Annotated in this window: 17 protein-coding genes and 2 tRNA genes; 12 read left to right on the top strand and 7 right to left on the bottom strand. The window is 65.1% G+C overall.

Annotation, left to right across the window (positions count from 1 at the left end):
* The first annotated feature begins 2 nt into the window (after positions 1-2).
* The 6 genes from ACSYG9_RS10225 (at position 3) to ACSYG9_RS10250 (ending at position 5,459) form a co-directional block, all read left to right on the top strand.
* Entirely contained in the window at positions 3-140 is a 138-nt protein-coding gene (locus ACSYG9_RS10225) for a hypothetical protein (protein WP_454842326.1), read from the top strand.
* A 313-nt stretch (positions 141-453) separates the two neighbouring features.
* Positions 454-1,278 (top strand): MHYT domain-containing protein, encoded by an 825-nt coding sequence (locus tag ACSYG9_RS10230; protein ID WP_454842327.1) that lies wholly within the window; start codon positions 454-456, stop codon positions 1,276-1,278.
* Between the two features lie 128 nt (positions 1,279-1,406).
* On the top strand, positions 1,407-3,911 hold the full coding sequence (gyrA, locus tag ACSYG9_RS10235) for a DNA gyrase subunit A (protein ID WP_440127042.1): 2,505 nt from the start codon (positions 1,407-1,409) through the stop codon (positions 3,909-3,911).
* Complete coding sequence (locus ACSYG9_RS10240; RefSeq protein ID WP_454842328.1) at positions 3,912-5,099, top strand: DUF3566 domain-containing protein; 1,188 nt, start codon at positions 3,912-3,914, stop codon at positions 5,097-5,099.
* A gap of 75 nt (positions 5,100-5,174) precedes the next feature.
* Positions 5,175-5,248 (top strand) — tRNA-Ile (locus tag ACSYG9_RS10245).
* A 138-nt stretch (positions 5,249-5,386) separates the two neighbouring features.
* Positions 5,387-5,459 (top strand) — tRNA-Ala (locus ACSYG9_RS10250).
* Between the two features lie 63 nt (positions 5,460-5,522).
* Here ACSYG9_RS10250 and ACSYG9_RS10255 read toward each other — a convergent pair.
* The 4 genes from ACSYG9_RS10255 to ACSYG9_RS10270 are packed head-to-tail and all read right to left on the bottom strand — an operon-like array spanning position 5,523 to position 8,600.
* Positions 5,523-5,870 carry a metal-sensitive transcriptional regulator gene (locus ACSYG9_RS10255; RefSeq protein WP_440127044.1) on the bottom strand — a complete coding sequence of 116 codons (348 nt, stop codon included), beginning with the start codon at positions 5,868-5,870 and terminating at the stop codon, positions 5,523-5,525.
* A gap of 48 nt (positions 5,871-5,918) precedes the next feature.
* On the bottom strand, positions 5,919-8,168 hold the full coding sequence (locus ACSYG9_RS10260; RefSeq protein ID WP_454842329.1) for a heavy metal translocating P-type ATPase: 2,250 nt from the start codon (positions 8,166-8,168) through the stop codon (positions 5,919-5,921).
* A 26-nt stretch (positions 8,169-8,194) separates the two neighbouring features.
* On the bottom strand, positions 8,195-8,359 hold the full coding sequence (locus tag ACSYG9_RS10265) for a hypothetical protein (RefSeq protein WP_454842330.1): 165 nt from the start codon (positions 8,357-8,359) through the stop codon (positions 8,195-8,197).
* A 34-nt stretch (positions 8,360-8,393) separates the two neighbouring features.
* Positions 8,394-8,600, bottom strand: coding sequence for a cation transporter (locus tag ACSYG9_RS10270; protein ID WP_440127047.1), 207 nt, complete (start codon positions 8,598-8,600; stop codon positions 8,394-8,396).
* A 190-nt stretch (positions 8,601-8,790) separates the two neighbouring features.
* On the opposite strand from ACSYG9_RS10270, the gene ACSYG9_RS10275 reads away from it, so the two are divergent.
* From ACSYG9_RS10275 to ACSYG9_RS10300, 6 genes are all read left to right on the top strand, one after another.
* Positions 8,791-9,198, top strand: a complete 408-nt coding sequence (locus ACSYG9_RS10275; protein ID WP_440127048.1) for a YciI family protein — start codon at positions 8,791-8,793, stop codon at positions 9,196-9,198.
* Position 9,199: 1 nt separating this feature from the next.
* The gene (locus ACSYG9_RS10280) at positions 9,200-10,345 is read left to right on the top strand and encodes an RNA polymerase sigma factor (RefSeq protein ID WP_454842331.1); all 1,146 of its coding nucleotides are present in this window, start codon (positions 9,200-9,202) and stop codon (positions 10,343-10,345) included.
* 65 nt (positions 10,346-10,410) lie between these two features.
* Entirely contained in the window at positions 10,411-10,911 is a 501-nt protein-coding gene (locus tag ACSYG9_RS10285; protein ID WP_454842332.1) for a hypothetical protein, read from the top strand.
* 90 nt (positions 10,912-11,001) lie between these two features.
* A complete protein-coding gene (locus ACSYG9_RS10290) occupies positions 11,002-11,514 on the top strand; it encodes a copper chaperone PCu(A)C (RefSeq protein WP_454842333.1) in 513 nt (170 codons plus the stop codon).
* The gene (locus ACSYG9_RS10295; protein WP_454842335.1) at positions 11,507-12,679 is read left to right on the top strand and encodes a Dyp-type peroxidase; all 1,173 of its coding nucleotides are present in this window, start codon (positions 11,507-11,509) and stop codon (positions 12,677-12,679) included. The genes ACSYG9_RS10290 and ACSYG9_RS10295 overlap by 8 nt, the downstream gene beginning before the upstream one ends.
* Positions 12,680-12,723: 44 nt before the next feature.
* Entirely contained in the window at positions 12,724-13,695 is a 972-nt protein-coding gene (locus tag ACSYG9_RS10300; RefSeq protein WP_454842337.1) for a R2-like ligand-binding oxidase, read from the top strand.
* A gap of 125 nt (positions 13,696-13,820) precedes the next feature.
* Here ACSYG9_RS10300 and ACSYG9_RS10305 read toward each other — a convergent pair whose 3' ends face one another.
* The 3 genes from ACSYG9_RS10305 to ACSYG9_RS10315 all read right to left on the bottom strand — a co-directional run bounded on the left by ACSYG9_RS10305 (position 13,821) and on the right by ACSYG9_RS10315 (position 16,782).
* Positions 13,821-14,588, bottom strand: a complete 768-nt coding sequence (locus tag ACSYG9_RS10305; RefSeq protein ID WP_454842339.1) for a MerR family transcriptional regulator — start codon at positions 14,586-14,588, stop codon at positions 13,821-13,823.
* Positions 14,589-14,617: 29 nt separating this feature from the next.
* On the bottom strand, positions 14,618-15,526 hold the full coding sequence (locus ACSYG9_RS10310) for a DUF2268 domain-containing protein (protein ID WP_454842340.1): 909 nt from the start codon (positions 15,524-15,526) through the stop codon (positions 14,618-14,620).
* Positions 15,527-15,618: 92 nt separating this feature from the next.
* Entirely contained in the window at positions 15,619-16,782 is a 1,164-nt protein-coding gene (locus ACSYG9_RS10315; protein ID WP_454842341.1) for a hypothetical protein, read from the bottom strand.
* Positions 16,783-16,826: the final 44 nt, after the last annotated feature.

The raw sequence follows: 16,826 nt of genomic DNA on the forward strand, positions 1-16,826 counted from the left end.
TCGTGCCCGCGGCCATTCACCATTCGGTACGGATGATGGCGCGGGTCACCATCACCTCGGCAATCGGGGTGTTCGTCGGAGTGGCGGGTGCGCGCATCGCGCGCACTGCGTCAGCCGACGGGTCCGTGTGTGGTGGTTGATCATCACGACATGTCTTGTCGGTCGGGCTGTTGCGGGTGCCGCGGTGATCTGCGTGCCCGATCGTGGTGTTTCGCAACTGAAGTCGTGTCCGATCAATGGGTGTCAGGTCACATTCGTGAGAACGGTGTCGCCTGCACCGCTCGATTGCTCGGACTACCGACTGTGTCTCCTTCGAGCCTCTCGCACAACAGTTTTCGATGAAGACAGGGTAATGTTCCCGACGGCTGTCGGGGCCACTGTTGCATCGAAATCACGTGTGCAGCATGCCTCCTCGTGCTGGTGGGGTCGTGTGCTGTCCTGCTTGGAGAACATATGTCGCACGAGCTTCACCACTTCTCGATGGGAATGTGGCTCTTCGTTCTGGCCTGGCTCACATCGGTGATCGGGTCGTACGTCGGCCTGTCCTGCGCGCACCGCGCAAACCACGCTCCCACCCGGGCACTCCGGATGCGCTGGACCGTGCTGGCGAGCATCTCGATCGGCGGCGTCGGGATCTGGTTGATGCACTTCATCGGAATGATGGGGTTCTCAGTGCCCGGTTCCTCTGTGCGTTACGGCTTGATCGAAACACTGGTCTCGGTCGTACTCGCCGGTGGCGCGACATGGTTCGGCCTGAGCATCGTCGGTAATGATGCGCCCTGGATGGCGAATGCCCCGCGGCGGATCCGGCTGGTGGTCGGCGGTGGTGTCATGGGGTGCGCTGCTGCCGCGATGCACTACACCGGAATGGCCGCGGTACGCGTACAAGGGGAACTCGTCCAGGACACGACCTTCGTTGCTGCCTCGGTCGCGATCGGCGTGGCTGCCTCCCTCGTAGCGCTGGCATTGTCGCAGCGTGTCGCGAGCCCGCTCATGCGTGTACCTGAAGCGTTGTTGATGGCCTGTGCGGTGGTGGCATTGCACTACACCGGTATGGCAGGCGTGTCGGTGATCATCGATCCGGCGGCGCCGGCTCCAGGCGGCATGACCGTGATGTCCCTGATGTTTCCCGGCTTCATCGTAGGTCTCGGTGTACTCGCGGTTCTGGTGATCTTGCTGCTTGCTGCTCCCAGCGACGACGACATGCGTCGTGAGTTCCAGATCGCGGACTGGTCGGAATCGGTGGATTCGCGCGGGGTGAAGTCCGAGATGTCGTGATGCGTGGCCCGAAAGTGGATGTCCTTCGCGGCGGTTGCTGACCTGCACCTATAGACTCGGGTGGTTGCGAGAGGTTCGTCGGGCGTGAGCCCGTACCGGACGTTCGAGCCGAGTAGAAGAAGGAGCTCATGACCGACATCACGTTGCCGCCGGAGGGTGCGGGGCACGACCGTATCGAGCCCGTCGACATCCAGCAGGAGATGCAGAACAGCTACATCGATTACGCGATGAGCGTGATCGTGGGCCGCGCCCTCCCCGATGTGCGTGACGGCTTGAAGCCCGTGCACCGCCGCGTGCTGTATGCGATGTTCGACAACGGCTTCCGTCCCGACCGCGGCTATGTGAAATCTGCGCGTGCGGTCGCGGAGACGATGGGCAACTACCACCCGCACGGCGACTCGTCGATCTACGACACGCTGGTCCGTCTCGCGCAGCCGTGGTCGTTGCGGTACCCCCTCGTCGACGGACAGGGCAACTTCGGCTCCAGAGGAAACGACGGGGCTGCGGCCATGCGGTACACCGAGTGCCGCCTGACGCCGCTCGCAATGGAGATGTTGCGCGAAATCGACCACGAGACGGTCGATTTCCAGCCGAACTACGACGGACGAACGCAAGAGCCGACGGTTCTCCCCAGCCGTATCCCCAACCTGTTGATCAACGGTTCGGGCGGTATCGCGGTCGGTATGGCGACCAACATCCCGCCCCACAACCTTGGCGAGGTCGCCGACGCGATCTACTGGGCACTCGAGAACTTCGAAGCCGATGAGGAAGCCACACTCGCGGCGGTCATGGAGCGCATCAAGGGCCCCGACTTCCCGACGGCAGGCCTGATTACGGGTTCGCAGGGCATCCATGATGCCTACACCACCGGGCGCGGTTCGGTGAAGATGCGCGGCGTCGTGGAGATCGAAGAGGATTCCAAGGGCCGTTCGTTCATCGTCATCACCGAGTTGCCGTACATGGTGAACCCGGACAACCTGATCACCTCCATCGCGGAGCAGGTCCGCGACGCGAAGATCGCGGGTATCTCCGATATCCACGACGAGTCGTCCGACCGCATCGGCATGCGCATCGTCGTCACGGTCCGTCGTGATGCCGTCGCCAAGGTCGTGCTGAACAACCTGTACAAGCACACGCAGTTGCAGACGAGCTTCGGATGCAACATGTTGTCGATCGTCGACGGGGTGCCGCGCACGTTGCGTCTCGACCAGATGATCCGGTTGTACGTGAATCACCAGATCGAGGTCATCATCCGCCGGACGCGGTATCTGCTGCGTAAGGCCGAGGAACGCGCCCATATCCTGCGCGGTCTGGTCAAGGCCCTCGATGCGCTCGACGAGGTCATCAAGCTGATCCGCGCGTCACAGACCGTCGACATCGCTCGCGCCGGCCTGATGAATCTGCTCGACGTCGATGAGATCCAGGCCGATGCCATCCTGGCGATGCAGTTGCGTCGGCTCGCTGCTCTCGAACGACAGAAGATCGTCGACGATCTCGCCGAGATCGAACGTGAGATCGACGATTACAAGGACATCCTCGCCAAGCCCGAGCGGCAGCGTGCGATCGTCCGCGACGAATTGAAGGAGGTCGTCGACAAGTACGGCGACGAGCGTCGCACCCGCATCGTCCCCGCCGACGGCGACGTGACCGACGAGGATCTGATCGCCCGCGAAGACGTGGTCGTCACGATCACCGAAACCGGCTACGCCAAGCGCACCCGCACCGACCTGTACCGGTCGCAGAAGCGCGGTGGCAAGGGCGTCAAGGGCGCCGACCTCAAGCAGGACGACATCGTCAAGCACTTCTTCGTGACGTCGACACACGACTGGTTGCTGTTCTTCACCACCAAGGGCCGCGTCTACCGCGCGAAGGCATACGAGCTTCCCGAAGCGAACCGCACGGCCCGTGGCCAGCACGTCGCGAACCTGCTGGCCTTCCAGCCGGACGAGCGCATCCAGGGTGTTATCCGGCTCAAGACGTACGAGGATGCGCCGTACCTGGTGCTCGCGACCCGCAACGGACTGGTGAAGAAGTCGCGCCTCTCGGATTTCGACTCCAACCGCTCGGGCGGCATCGTTGCGATCAACCTGCGCGACGAGGACGAGATGGTGGGCGCCGTGCTGTGCTCGTCCGAGGACGATCTGCTGCTCGTGTCCGAGCTGGGGCAGTCCATCCGCTTCTCGGCGACCGACGAAGCATTGCGTCCGATGGGTCGCGCGACTTCCGGTGTCCAGGGCATGCGGTTCAACGGCGAGGACAAGCTGTTGTCGCTGAACGTGGTGAAGGAAGGTACGTACCTGCTGGTTGCAACTTCCGGTGGCTACGCGAAGCGCACGCCGATGGAGGACTACCCCGTCCAGGGTCGCGGTGGTAAGGGTGTTCTGACCATCCAGTACGACAAGCGACGTGGCACCCTGGTCGGTGCACGAATCGTCGAGGACGATGACGAGTTGTATGCGATCACGTCCGGCGGCGGTGTCATTCGTACTGCTGCCAAGCAGGTACGCAAGGCAGGCCGACAGACCAAGGGTGTGCGTTTGATGAACCTGGGCGAGGGCGACACGTTGCTTGCGATTGCACGCAACGCCGACGAGCCCGAGGAGATCGACGCATCCGAATCGAAGGAGTCGTAAGTGAGCACTCCCCAGGGGCCGAACGGATCCGACCAGGGAAAATCCGCCCGGAAGCCCGAGGACCGGAACGGACGCGAGGTGGAGACCGACCCGAGCGGGCGAGCCGCTGACAAGCAGGCGTCCGGGCAGGCGAAGTCTGCCGGTGACGCCGTGACGCCGGAGGCTGCTCAGTCGGGGAAGCCCGGTGAAAAGCCTGCGGCAGATTCCACGAGCGGGCCGGCCCAGAAGTCCGCCAAGTCATCGGAGCCCGCATCGACCCCAGCCAAGGGGGAGTCGGCTCCCGGTAAGGGCGAGTCGGCTGCCGCCGAGGATCAGGCGACGCGACAGGCACAGCGTTCGAGCCCGACGGCGCGTCCGACGGGTCAGAAACCGCCTTGGCAGCGTGGACAGCAGCCTGCGGCCAACAAGCAGGGTGCTGCGGCGTCGCAACAGAACACCCCGCAGACGAATCTCCCCGGGGTCGGGCCCGGCCTGGGGAAGACTGCAAATCGCCCGTCAGGAGCCGCTCAGCGTCCCGCGACGGGCCCCCAGCCGGCCGTGGGTAAACCTGCCGCCAAGAACAATCCCGCCGCAAAGGGCAGTGCGGCGCCTACTCGTCCCGTCGTCACCGGTACGGCAGCCGCCTCCATGACCGGTGGCGCGCAGGGGTCCGATCGGGGCGCCGCGACAGCGAAGTCGGCGGTCATCGACGGCCCGACCCGGCACATCGAGCGCAAAGACCTGGCGAAGGACCTGCCGGATCTGTCGAGCGTCAAGCACCCGACGCCGGCGGCGCCCGCCGCGGCGGAAACGCCGCACGCGAGCCCCGTCGTCGTGGCACCTGCCGCGGGTGAGGCGCTCAGGGCGACTGTGCAGCTCCGCCGTATCGATCCGTGGTCGATGCTGAAGGTGTCCGCGCTGATCTCCCTGTCGCTGTTCTTCGTGTGGATGATCGCGGTGGGCCTGTTGTACGGCGTGCTCGCGGGCATGGGCGTGTGGGATCGGTTGAACAGTGCCTTCACCGACCTCGTCTCGGAGTCGGGAAGTGACGGACTTATCACTGTCGGTCAGGTGTTCGGCTACGCGACGGTGATCGGTCTCGCGAACATGATTCTGATGACCGCTCTCGCCACGCTCGGTGCGTTCATCTACAACCTCTGCAGCGACCTCGTCGGCGGAGTGCAGGTCACTTTGGCAGACCCGGACTGACCTGCAGGAATACTGCCCCACCGAGGCGATTTTGTTCTTCGAGTGTCGGTGGGGTAGTGTTCCATCTCGGTTCGAGGGCCTATAGCTCAGGCGGTTAGAGCGCTTCGCTGATAACGAAGAGGTCGGAGGTTCAAGTCCTCCTAGGCCCACTCCCCGTGCCGAAAGGGGCAGCAGAATGAAGGTTCTCATCGCGGTGGGAACGGTAGTTCTGGTGGTCTTCGGAATCGCCCGGATGCTCCGGAGCGAGGATGAGTGGCACGAGGTACCCAGCCGGTAACCCGGCGTACGGGGCCTTAGCTCAGTTGGTAGAGCGCTGCCTTTGCAAGGCAGATGTCAGGAGTTCGAATCTCCTAGGCTCCACAGTTGAAGGGCGCTTCCGAGAAATCGGAAGCGCCCTTCGGTCGTTTACGACGAAGTGTCAGATCAGGATCGCAGTAGACGAGCGATGGCGTCGGTCGCTTCCTTGATCTTCGCGTCCGCTTCGGGCCCGCCCGCGACCGCGGCGTCGACGACACAGTGACTGATGTGGTCTTCGAGCAGACCCATCGCGACGGCCTGCAGCGCCTTGGTCATCGCCGAGACCTGGGTGAGGATGTCGATGCAGTACTTCTCGTCTTCGACCATTCGCTGCAGCCCTCGGGCCTGGCCTTCGATGCGCTTGAGTCGCTTGAGATAGGCGTCCTTCTCAGTGATGTACCCGTGTCCGGCGTGCTCATGGCAGTCGGCCGCGGGAACACCGGATGGTGTGGCCGCGGGGGTGGGGGTGGCCATTGTGTCCTCCTGGGATCCGGCTGTCATGTGGCGCAACGTCGATTATGCCTATCGTGCGGTGGAGCGGAATCGGCGAAGCCGCAGACTGTTGCTGACCACGAACACCGACGAGAAGGCCATCGCGGCGCCCGCGATCATCGGGTTGAGCAGCCCCATCGCGGCCAGTGGCAGCGCGGCCACGTTGTAGGCGAACGCCCAGAACAAGTTGCCCTTGATCGTGCCGAGGGTACGGCGGGAGAGCCGGATCGCATCGGCTGCGGCGCGCAGGTCGCCTCGGACGAGAGTCAGATCGCTCGCTTCGATTGCGACGTCGGTGCCGGTGCCCATCGCGAGCCCGAGGTCGGCCTGGGCGAGAGCGGCGGCGTCGTTGACCCCGTCACCGACCATGGCGACCACCTTGCCCTGTCCCTGCAGACGTTTGACGACGTCGACCTTCTCGGACGGCAGAACCTCGGCGATGACCTCGTCGATTCCCACTTGACCCGCGATGGTCGTGGCTGCGGCGGTGTTGTCGCCGGTCAGCATGATCGGTGCCAGACCGAGATCGCGCAGTTGGGCGATCGCCTCGGCAGAGGTGGGCTTGATGACATCGGCGACCACCAGCACTCCGCGCGCAGCGCCGTCCCAGCCGATCGCGACGGCGGTTCTGCCGTCGGCTTCTGCGGCCTTCATGGCGTCGTCGAGTTCGGCGGGCAGATGCTGAGCGAAGTCGGCGAGCAGCCGGGTGCGTCCGATGAGCACTGCACGATCGTCCACGGTGCCCTGCACGCCGAGTCCCGCGAGGTTCGTGAACTGTTCGACCGGTGGCAGGCTGCCCACCCTGTCGCGGGCACCCTTGGCGATGGCCTGTGCGATGGGGTGTTCGGACGAATCCTCCAGAGCCCCCGCCAGACGCAGAACCTCACCGGTGTCCTCACCGGGGGCGGCGATCACGTCGACCAGCGTCATCTTGCCTGCGGTGATGGTGCCGGTCTTGTCGAGGACGACGGTGTCGACGCGGCGGGTCGATTCTAGGACCTCCGGACCTTTGATCAGGATGCCGAGTTGAGCTCCGCGACCGGTGCCCACCATCAGAGCGGTCGGTGTCGCCAGCCCGAGCGCGCATGGGCAGGCGATGATCAGCACGGCGACGGCTGCAGTGAACGCTGCCGCGACCGAGCCTCCGGTACCGAGCCAGAACCCGAGGGTGCCTACCGACAGTGCGATCACGATGGGGACGAAGACTCCCGAGATCCTGTCCGCGAGCCGTTGTGCCTGGGCCTTGCCGGTCTGGGCGTCTTCGACGAGCGCGGCCATCTGTGCGAGCTGGGTATCGGATCCGACGCGATTGGCGCGCACGATGATTCGGCCGCCCACGTTGACAGTGGCGCCGATGACCTGGTCGTCCGGTCCGATTTCTACCGGTACCGATTCGCCGGTGACCATCGAGGCGTCGACTGCGGAAGAGCCGTCGACGACGATGCCGTCGGTGGCGATCTTCTCGCCGGGCCGGACCACGAACTCGTCGCCGACGGACAATTGCTCGACGGGTACCCGTTGCTCTTCTCCGTTGCGGAGTACCGAGACTTCCTTGGCACCGAGTTCGAGCAGCGCCCGTAGCGCTGCCCCGGCATTGCGCTTGGACCGGGCCTCGAAGTATCGGCCTGCGAGGATGAAGGTGGTGACCCCGGCGGCAGCCTCGAGGTAGATGTTGCCTGTGCCGTCGGTGCGGGCGATGGTGAACTCGAACGGGTGTGTCATGCCGGTGATGCCTGCGGTGCCCCAGAACAGGGCATATACAGACCAGCCGAATGCTGCAAGGGTGCCGACCGAGACGAGGGTGTCCATCGTGGCGGCGCCGTGCCGGAGGTTGGTGAAGGCGGCCTTGTGGAACGGCCAGGCACCCCACACGACGACGGGCGCGGCGAGGGTCAGGGACAGCCACTGCCAGTTCGGGAACTGGAGAGCCGGAACCATCGCCATCGCGATCACCGGGATGCTGAGGACCAGTGAGACCAGCAGTCGCTGCCGCAACACGGCGGTCGGATCCGGTTCCGCGGTGGGCTCGGATCCGGCGGCAGTGGGCGGCGCGGGTAGTGCGGCGGTGTATCCGGCCTCTTGGACGGTGGCGACGAGGTCGGCGGGTGATATCTCGCCGACATAGTCGACGCGCGCCTTCTCCGTGGCGTAGTTGACGGTGGCTGTGACGCCGTCGAGCTTGTTGAGTTTGCGCTCGATTCGGTTGGCGCACGACGCGCAGGTCATGCCACCGATCTCGAGTTCGATACGACCGTCTGCCGGACGGGCGACGGAGTTCATTCGGGTACTCCTCTCGGATGTGGTGGTCAGTGTCCGTGCTCGTCGACGGTGGTGGTGGTTGTCGCGGGGTGGGGCGGGGGATCGATGTGGCTCGTGTCCTCGGGGCCGGCCAGCGCGCCGGCCCCGAACGCAAGGGCGAAGACTGCGACCAGGCCGAGGATGAATCCGGAGACCTTCGTCGAGGTTTTCATCGGAGGGCTTCCTGTCGGAGTCGGGATAGGTGGATCAGTCGGCGATTTTGTAGCCGGCCTCATCGACGGCTGCTGCTATGGCTGCACTGTCGATTGAGGTATTCGACTCGATGTCTACGCGTCCGCTTGCGAGGTCGACTTCGATACCGGTGACACCGGGGATCTCACTGATTTCTTCACGGACCGACGAGACGCAGTGCCCGCAGGTCATCCCGGTCACGGTGACGGTGGTGGTGCTCATGAGTTCCCTCTTCTCGCTGCAGTAGGTGTTTCGCCCACCAGTATACCTATACCCCCCATGGGTATCAACCGTGGGTATAGGAGCGAAGAACTTCCGGAGATTCCCGCCGGGTGATGTCGAGACCCGGCGAACAGCTCCGTCCCAGTGGTGTATGCAGCCACACTGGCTGCACAGAACCGAGGAGACCCCGATGACGAAGTACCTACTGCTCAAGCATTACCGCGGCGCCCCCGAGGCGGTGAACAGTGTCCCCATGGATCAATGGACCCCCGGAGAGGTCGACGATCACATGAAATACATGCAGGAGTTCGCTGCGAAACTCGAGAAGACCGGTGAGTTCGTCGACGGGCAGGCACTCGCTCCCGAGGGCGCGTTCGTGCGATACGACGGGGAGGGGCGTCCGCCGGTCACCGACGGGCCCTTCGCGGAGACGAAGGATCTCATCGCCGGCTGGATGGTGATCGACGTCGACTCCTACGAGCGTGCCGTCGTCCTCGCAGGTGAATTGTCGGCAGCGCCCGGCGCAGGCGGCAAGCCGATCCACGAGTGGCTCGAAGTGCGGCCGTTCCTCACCGCGCCTCCGACGATCACCGAGTGAGATGGACGAACTGCTGCTGAGGACGCTGACTCCCGCAGTCATCGGCGTCCTCGTGCATCGCGGAGTGGACTTCGCGACAGCCGAGGACGCCGTGCAGGAAGCGCTCATCGAGGCCATCCGGACATGGCCGGAACGTCCACCCGCAGATCCGAAAGCGTGGCTGGTCGCGGTGTCCTGGCGCAAGTTTCTCGACGTATACCGCTCCGATACGGCGAGGAGGGAACGCGAGCAGCGAATGGTCGTCGAACCGCCGCCCGGGCCGACGGAGACCGCCGACGACACACTGCACCTGTTCCTGTTGTGTGCTCATCCGTCGTTGACCTCGGCTTCTGCAGTGGCGCTCACACTCCGCGCCATCGGAGGTCTGACGACCAAGCAGATAGCGTCGGCCTACCTCGTTCCGGAGGCGACAATGGCGCAGCGGATCAGCCGTGCCAAGAAAACCGTGAGCGGTGTGCGGTTCGAAGAGACACGCGATCTCGCAACTGTGCGACGCGTGCTCTACCTGGTCTTCAACGAGGGCTACACGGGGGACGTCGATCTGGCAGCCGAAGCGATCCGGCTCACTCGGCAGCTGGCGGAGATCCATGATGACGAAGAGACCATCGGGTTGCTGGCGCTGATGCTGCTGCACCACGCCCGACGTTCCGCTCGTATGCGCGAGGACGGGAGTCTTGTCGCACTCGCAGACCAGGATCGTTCCCGCTGGGACACCTCACTCATCGAGGAGGGCGTGGAGATGCTTCAGGCCGCGCTGGCTCGGGACCGGCTCGGCGAGTTCCAGGCTCAGGCTGCCGTCGCGGCCCTGCACGCCGACGCGGTGTGTGTCGAAGAAACCGATTGGGTGCAGATCGTCGGCTGGTACGACGAACTCCTCCGGTTCACCGGATCTCCGGTCGTGGCGCTCAACCGTGCCGTCGCGGTCGGTGAGGCCGACGGGCCCGCGGCGGGTCTCGCGGCCTTGGCTGCGGTGGATCCAGGTCTTCCGCGATACAGCGCGGCGGCGGCGTACCTCCACGAGAAGGCGGGTGATCTCGACGACGCCGCTCGACTGTATGCCGAAGCTGCTCTGACGGCACCCAACCTGGCCGAACGGCACCATCTCGCACGGCAGGCAGCAAGGGTGAATCGGATGCTACGCGGGTAGCCGGATGTTTCACGTGAAACGACGCCCGTGTACGACAGTTCGTAGTACCGACGTACCCTGGGCTCATGTCCACCGAACGACGGCTCGTGGCGCATCTGCGCGGCGGCTTCGTCGGGGGCACTTCCGGTGCGGTGAGCATCGCCGCACACGCGGCGGCCGGGGGAGCGGCGCCCGGTCAGAGTTCGGCGGTACTCCTCTTGCTGGCGGCGGTCGCTGTCGGAGCACTCGCGATGGGAAGTCGGCTTCCCGTGATCGCGGTCCTTGCGGTGGGCCAGGTCCTCGGTCACGTCGTACTTGCGCTGGGGTCCGAACACATGCACATGCCGAGTCCCGCCATGGTCTCGGCGCACGTCGCGGCGGTGGGGGCCGGAGCCTTCTTGATCACCGCTGCAGAGCGGGGCTGCCGCATAGCCCTGGCAGCGGTGCATCGTCTCGTCCCTCGGCGCTACAACGCGCCGCCCGTACGTTCTCGCGTCGTCCCGTGCGTTGCGCATCGCCCGCACGCGCGTCGTGTGCTTCTTCCCGCTGCCGGGCTCGGCACGCGAGGTCCGCCGGTCGTGGCCTGACCTCGACCTCGTTCACGAGTCCCCACCGGGATCGCCGCCGCGCGGCGATCGGCGCTGCCGCATGCCCGGAAAACAGCATGGAGAACCCAAGTGATCAAGATCTTCAGAACAACTCTGCTCCTCACCGCCGCCGGCGTTCTCGTCGCGGGATGCGGCGCCGACAGCAACCACACCACCGCAGCAGACTCGCTCGTCGTCTCGTCGTCCTGGGCGAAAGCTGCCGACTCAGGCATGACCGCCGCGTTTGCGGAACTCGAGAACACCGGCGATGAAGACCTGACCATCGTCTCTGCAGCGAGTCCCGGCGCGGGCAGCACAGAACTACACGAGATGGTCCCGGGTGACGGTGGCGCGATGGTGATGCGCGAGTCCGAATCCGGGTTCGTCGTCGAGGCCGGCAGTGTGCACAGCCTCGAACCGGGAGGCGACCACCTCATGCTCATGGATCTGACCGGTCCGATCGTGCCGGGAGCGGACGTGTCCTTCACCCTCACCTTCGACGACGGTTCCACGAAGGATTTCACAGCGCAGGTCCGCGACTTCGCGGGTGCACAGGAGGAATACGCACCAGGCCACGCTGAAGGAGCCGACCACAGTGGCTGACGTAAGTCGTCGTCGTCTGCTGGGCGGTAGCGCTGCGATGCTCGGGGTGGTCGGGCTCGGAGTGGGAGGCGCAGGTGTCGCCGCCGCAACGCGGGAGCCTGAGCGCAGGGGCGCACACACCGTCGAGTGCCACGGTGTGCACCAGGCGGGGATCGATACCGAGCCGCAGGCGTTTGCCGCGTTTGTGGCGCTCGACCTGAAGCCGGATGTCGATCGGGTCGGCTTGATCGGTGTGATGAAAGTGTGGGCGGAGGACACGCGCCGACTCACCCGGGGAGTGCCTGCGCTCGGCGATACCGAACCCGAGCTGGCAGTCGACCCCGCACGCCTGACCGTCACTGTCGGATACGGAAGCGCGGTGTTCGATGCGGCAGCATCGGTCGCAGCGCGACCGGCGTGGCTTCGGCCGCTGCCGTCGTTCGGCATCGACGAACTCGAGGACCGATTCTCTGGAGGCGACCTGCTGCTGCAGGTGTGCGGCGACGACCCGATGACGGTGTCTCATGCGGTACGCGCACTCACCAAGAGCGTGAGATCGCGTGCGTCGATCAGATGGGTGCAGCGGGGTTTTCGTCATGCCGCGGGTACCCGGCCCGAGGGGCTGACGATGCGCAACCTCATGGGCCAGGTCGACGGCACCGTCAATCCGCAGCCTGCGACCCCGGATTTCGATCGCCAGGTCTGGAATGGGGGAGAGCCTCGGTGGCTGGCGGGTGGGACGTCACTCGTGTTGCGCCGCATCCGCATGGAGCTCGATACGTGGGACGAACTCGACCGTCCCGCGAAGGACCTCGTGATGGGGCGCAGGCAATCGGACGGCTCACCGCTGACCGGTGCCGACGAGCACGACGACGCCGATTTCGAGGCGCTCGACGACCACGGGATTCCGGTGATCCCGCCGGAGGCGCACGTTGCTCGGGCCCGGCCGCGCAGCGCCGACGAACAGTTCCTCCGCCGCGCCTACAACTACGACGACGACGGAGCAGGTCTGTTGTTCGCCGCCTACCAGGGCGATGTGGATCGGCAGTTCGTTCCCGTGCAGGAGCGGCTCGCCGAGCACGACGCGCTCAACACCTGGACCACTCCCGTCGGATCGGCCGTCTTCGTCATACCGCCTGGATATGGGCCCGATGGGTACCCGGGGGATGTGCTGTTGGAGAACTGACCGAATATGTGACGCCGGCCCGGTTCGGGGCTAGCCTGGTTGCTGTGACGTGGATAACACAGGAACGTCAGGGGTTTGCGTCGCTGCGGGAAGGCGGCCTCAATTGGGACGCCTTCCCGCTTCGGCTCTTCTCGAAAGGCAACGCCAAGTTCTGGGATCCTCACGACCTCGACTTCTCGCGTGACGCGTCGGACTGGGCGGAGCTGAATCCGGAGCAACAGCGCAGTTCGACCTTCCTGGTTGCGCAGTTCGCCGCGGGTGAAGAAGCTGTCACTCAGGACATCCAGCCGTTCCTGCGTGCGATGGCGGCCGAGGGCCGGATCGGCGACGAAATGTACTTGACGCAGTTCTGTTTCGAGGAAGCGAAACACATGCAGGTGTTCCGGCTGTGGATGGACGAAGTGGGCCTCACATCGGATCTGCATCCGTACGTGGCGGACAATCCGTACTACCGACAGTTGTTCTACGAGGAACTACCTCACTCGCTGAAGGTGCTCGATTCGGATCCGTCACCTGCGAACCAGGTGCGCGCGAGCGTCACCTACAACCACGTGATCGAAGGAAGTCTGGCCCTCACCGGCTATTACGCCTGGCAGAAGGTGTGCACTACACGGGGAATCCTGCCGGGCATGCAAGAACTGGTGCAGCGCATCGGCGGCGACGAGCGCCGCCACATGGCGTGGGGAACGTTTACGTGCCGCCGGCACGTCGCGGCGGACGATTCGAACTGGAACGTCGTGCAGGAGCGCATGAACGAACTGCTTCCGATGGCCCTCGGGATGATCGGGTGGGTCAACGACCAGTTCGACGAACAACCCTACGGACTCGATCCCGAGGAGTTCGTCGCCTACGCGGCCGACCGGGCGCAACGCCGACTCGGGGCGATCGAATCGGCTCGGGGCCGGGCCGTCGAGGAGATCGACCTCGACTACACACCGGAGGTTCTCGAGGAGAAGTTCGGTGCCGAGGACGCAGCGGAACTCGCCTCGATCACCGAGACGGAGACTGCCGACTAGATGTACTGACCGGGGACGTTGATCAACCGCGTGAGGGTGGCTGGTTCGCCCAGGCCTTGTGGGGTCGGTGACGGTGTGGACGTAGCATCTTTCGGCCCGGGACGGCGCCGCGGCACCCGCCGCTGTCAGGTTGGATGCTGCACGTGGATGCGCAGGGCGTTCGCGGCGAACTGCGCGGCCTCTGGGCTGCCGAAGGTCTGGTGGAAGTCGGGGTTGGTTTCGTAGAGGTCTGCCATGCCTCGCACCATTGCGGCGGATCGTTCGGCATCGCCGGCGTGGGTGGGTGTTCCGGGGATGTCAGCGAACCAGGCCATGTGCTCGGCAGCGTGCGCTCGAGCAACTGGTGAGCCGGGTGTGTGGCCGGCTTCGTGGATTTCTGCCCACCGGGTGAGCAGGGCCTGGGCGCTGGCCTGCCAGTCGCGTTGCTGTCCCACGGACTTGGCATGCCACCACCGGTTCGACGCGTCGAAAGCCTCGCGTCCCCACCGTCGTACGACCTCGACCTCGTAGCGGTCGTTGAAGCCTTCGAGCATCACGTCCATGCGTGGTTCGCGGCCTTCTCGACGCATCTGCAGGGTGTGCTCGACCGCGCTGATGCGCCGGTTCAGGGCCTCGCGGTCATCGGCGAGCTGTGTCAGGTGGGCCTGGAGTGCTTCGACCTCGGCGGTGGGCGTCTCGGGTGCGTCGAGGACTGCAGCGATGTCGGCCAGTGGCATACCCGTGTCGCGGAGCAGGAGGACTTGCTGCAGGCGAGCGACCGCGTCGGGACCGTAGTAGCGGTAGCCGTTGGACCCGACGCGGTCGGGATCGAGCAGGCCGATGCGGTGATAGTGGCGCAGCGTGCGGCCGCTGATGCCTGCGCGTTCAGCGAGCTCGTGCACCGTCCATTCCATCAGTGGGCTCCTGTCGTTCGACTTACTGCTCAGTGTGCCGGGTCTGTGGTCAGGCCCAGCCGTGGCAGCGCAATGCGCAGGATTTCGGACGCGGGAGTGCTGATGTTTTGGGCGGCCGTGGTTCCCGTGGCGTCGAGGTATGCGCGGACAATTCGAGCACCGGCTGCATAGCCGGCCCCGGTCGGCAGGCCGACAGGCTCGGCACCGAATAGTTGTGCGCTGGAGTCGCCCAGCACCCAGGCGGCGAAGTCTGCCATTCCGGTGACGCCCAGGCCGCTGGCAACCTTCGCCAGGACCTGGTCGTCGGAGCGGGTTTCGTCGCGCACGAAGTGGGTGTAGCCGGCGTCGCCGTACAGTTCCGACGCGAAAATGTCGGCGAGCCCTTCGGACACAACGTGCTCGCCGACCATCACTGTCTGTGGGTCCCACACGATTCCGCCGGGTGAGTAGCGCACGTTGTGGTGCAGTTCGTGGACCGCGATCGCCTCGAGGCGATCGAGGACGCGTGAAGTGGGCCAGACGGTGATGGCGATGTAGCCGCTGATGCCGCCGAATCCTGACATCCCTTGCACCTCGTCGACGAAGTGCCTGTTGGTCGGATCCCCGAGTACGAGCAGCACGTTCAGATCGGGGATCGTCACACCCGGATCGGCAGCCCTCAACGTTGCGATGCCCTCCTCGAGGGCCTTCTCGATGCGGGTCCACGCATCTGCCGCGACAAGGGACTCCAGACCTTCGCGGACCTGCCCGATCGCGGACTCCGGACGGAAGCCGAAGTTCTGCTGGTGCACGGTGGCCATGTCCACGCCGCCGGGGATGAAGTGGTATATCCCCGCCATTGGAGCCCACATGTCGCGGATGAGGTCGTCGCGATCCTTCGCGTCCGCCGTCAGGACTCGGCTCATGCCCCAGGCACTGTCGATCATCGAAATGGTCATGAGAAGCGACCGTAAGCATTGCCGTTACGACAAGGTCAACCTTTTCCTCGATCAATGTCCCTGGTCAGTGCAACTAGACGCAGATCAGGTGGTCAGAGTATCAAGGCGAGCACGAGGCACACGACGATCACCGCGCCGATCCCGGCCAGCGCGTATGTGCGCGCCGACAATTTCGGCTCAGTGGGTGGTTCGGTGGCCAGCGCGACGCTCAGTGCTTTCTGATCTTCGTCCACCACTTCGGACGCTGAGGAGCCTCCGGGCGAGGACTCTCGGACCGGACCCGAATCGGTGGTGGTGGCAATAGCCACAGGTGGGTCGTCCTCCGAGTCGGATTCGGCTTCGCGCAGGCGCGCGAAGCCTCCGGTGAGGACATCTGTTCGGTCGTAGGACGGCGGCAGGCCGATGCGTGCCTTCTTCTCTCGCGCAGGTGTGAACCCTGTTGCCAGAATCGCGGCGCCGAGCGCAGCGGTCTGCTCGGGCCCGGGACCGACGAGGCTCCGAACCATCAATTTGGTCGCGAGGCTGTTCGCGATGTCCTGGATGTGCGACCGGTCGCGGGCGATGAGCCCATCGCCCATGACCACGACGGCATCGAGGTTGTCGGGCATCCACCCGAACGCCCCGAGCGCTGTCGCGAGTTGCGCTGCCGGTGAGGGCGCGCCCTTGGCCGTGACACGGAAGGCCTTTCCTGCGGGCACGCCGGACCGAACCAACGTGACCGTGGATCCGGCATCGTCCACGTGGTAGACGCCGATGAGCAGACCGGGGGTTTCGGAGATCTCCGAGGCATACCACGTTGCGGCGCCCTGAGCGTCGGAAACGAGGTCGACGTGCCTCAATTCGGCGTAGTCGAGCGCGGCGCGGAGTACCGAGACCCGGGACGGATCCCAATGCGATGGGTAGGTGGCGGTATAACCGGGATCGGTGTCGCGGTCCATGCCCCCGAAGGTCGGAAGCGGGTGACATTCGTTGAGGAGGCAGTGAACTGCGGTTGCCATTGCGTCCTCGGCGCGATAGACGCGGCCGTCGCTTGCCGCGATGCCCCCCGGATCTCCGACACGTGACAAGAACCCGGAGAGCGTACGTGCCTCGTCGACCGTGCGGGTGGAACCGCCGAGTTGTGAGTTGCCGTCGTGGTCGATGTGCAGGACCGTGTCGCGGGCGATGACAACAGGATCGGGGGTGCCGGGTTCGTTGGATGCCACCACTGCTGTGGAGACGATCCTGCCTATCCGAAGCCCTACCCCGATCGCCATCTCGAACCCTCCCTGTAACGATTTGCTTACATCATGCCCCCTTG

The organism is Rhodococcus sp. SJ-2, from assembly GCF_053750035.1.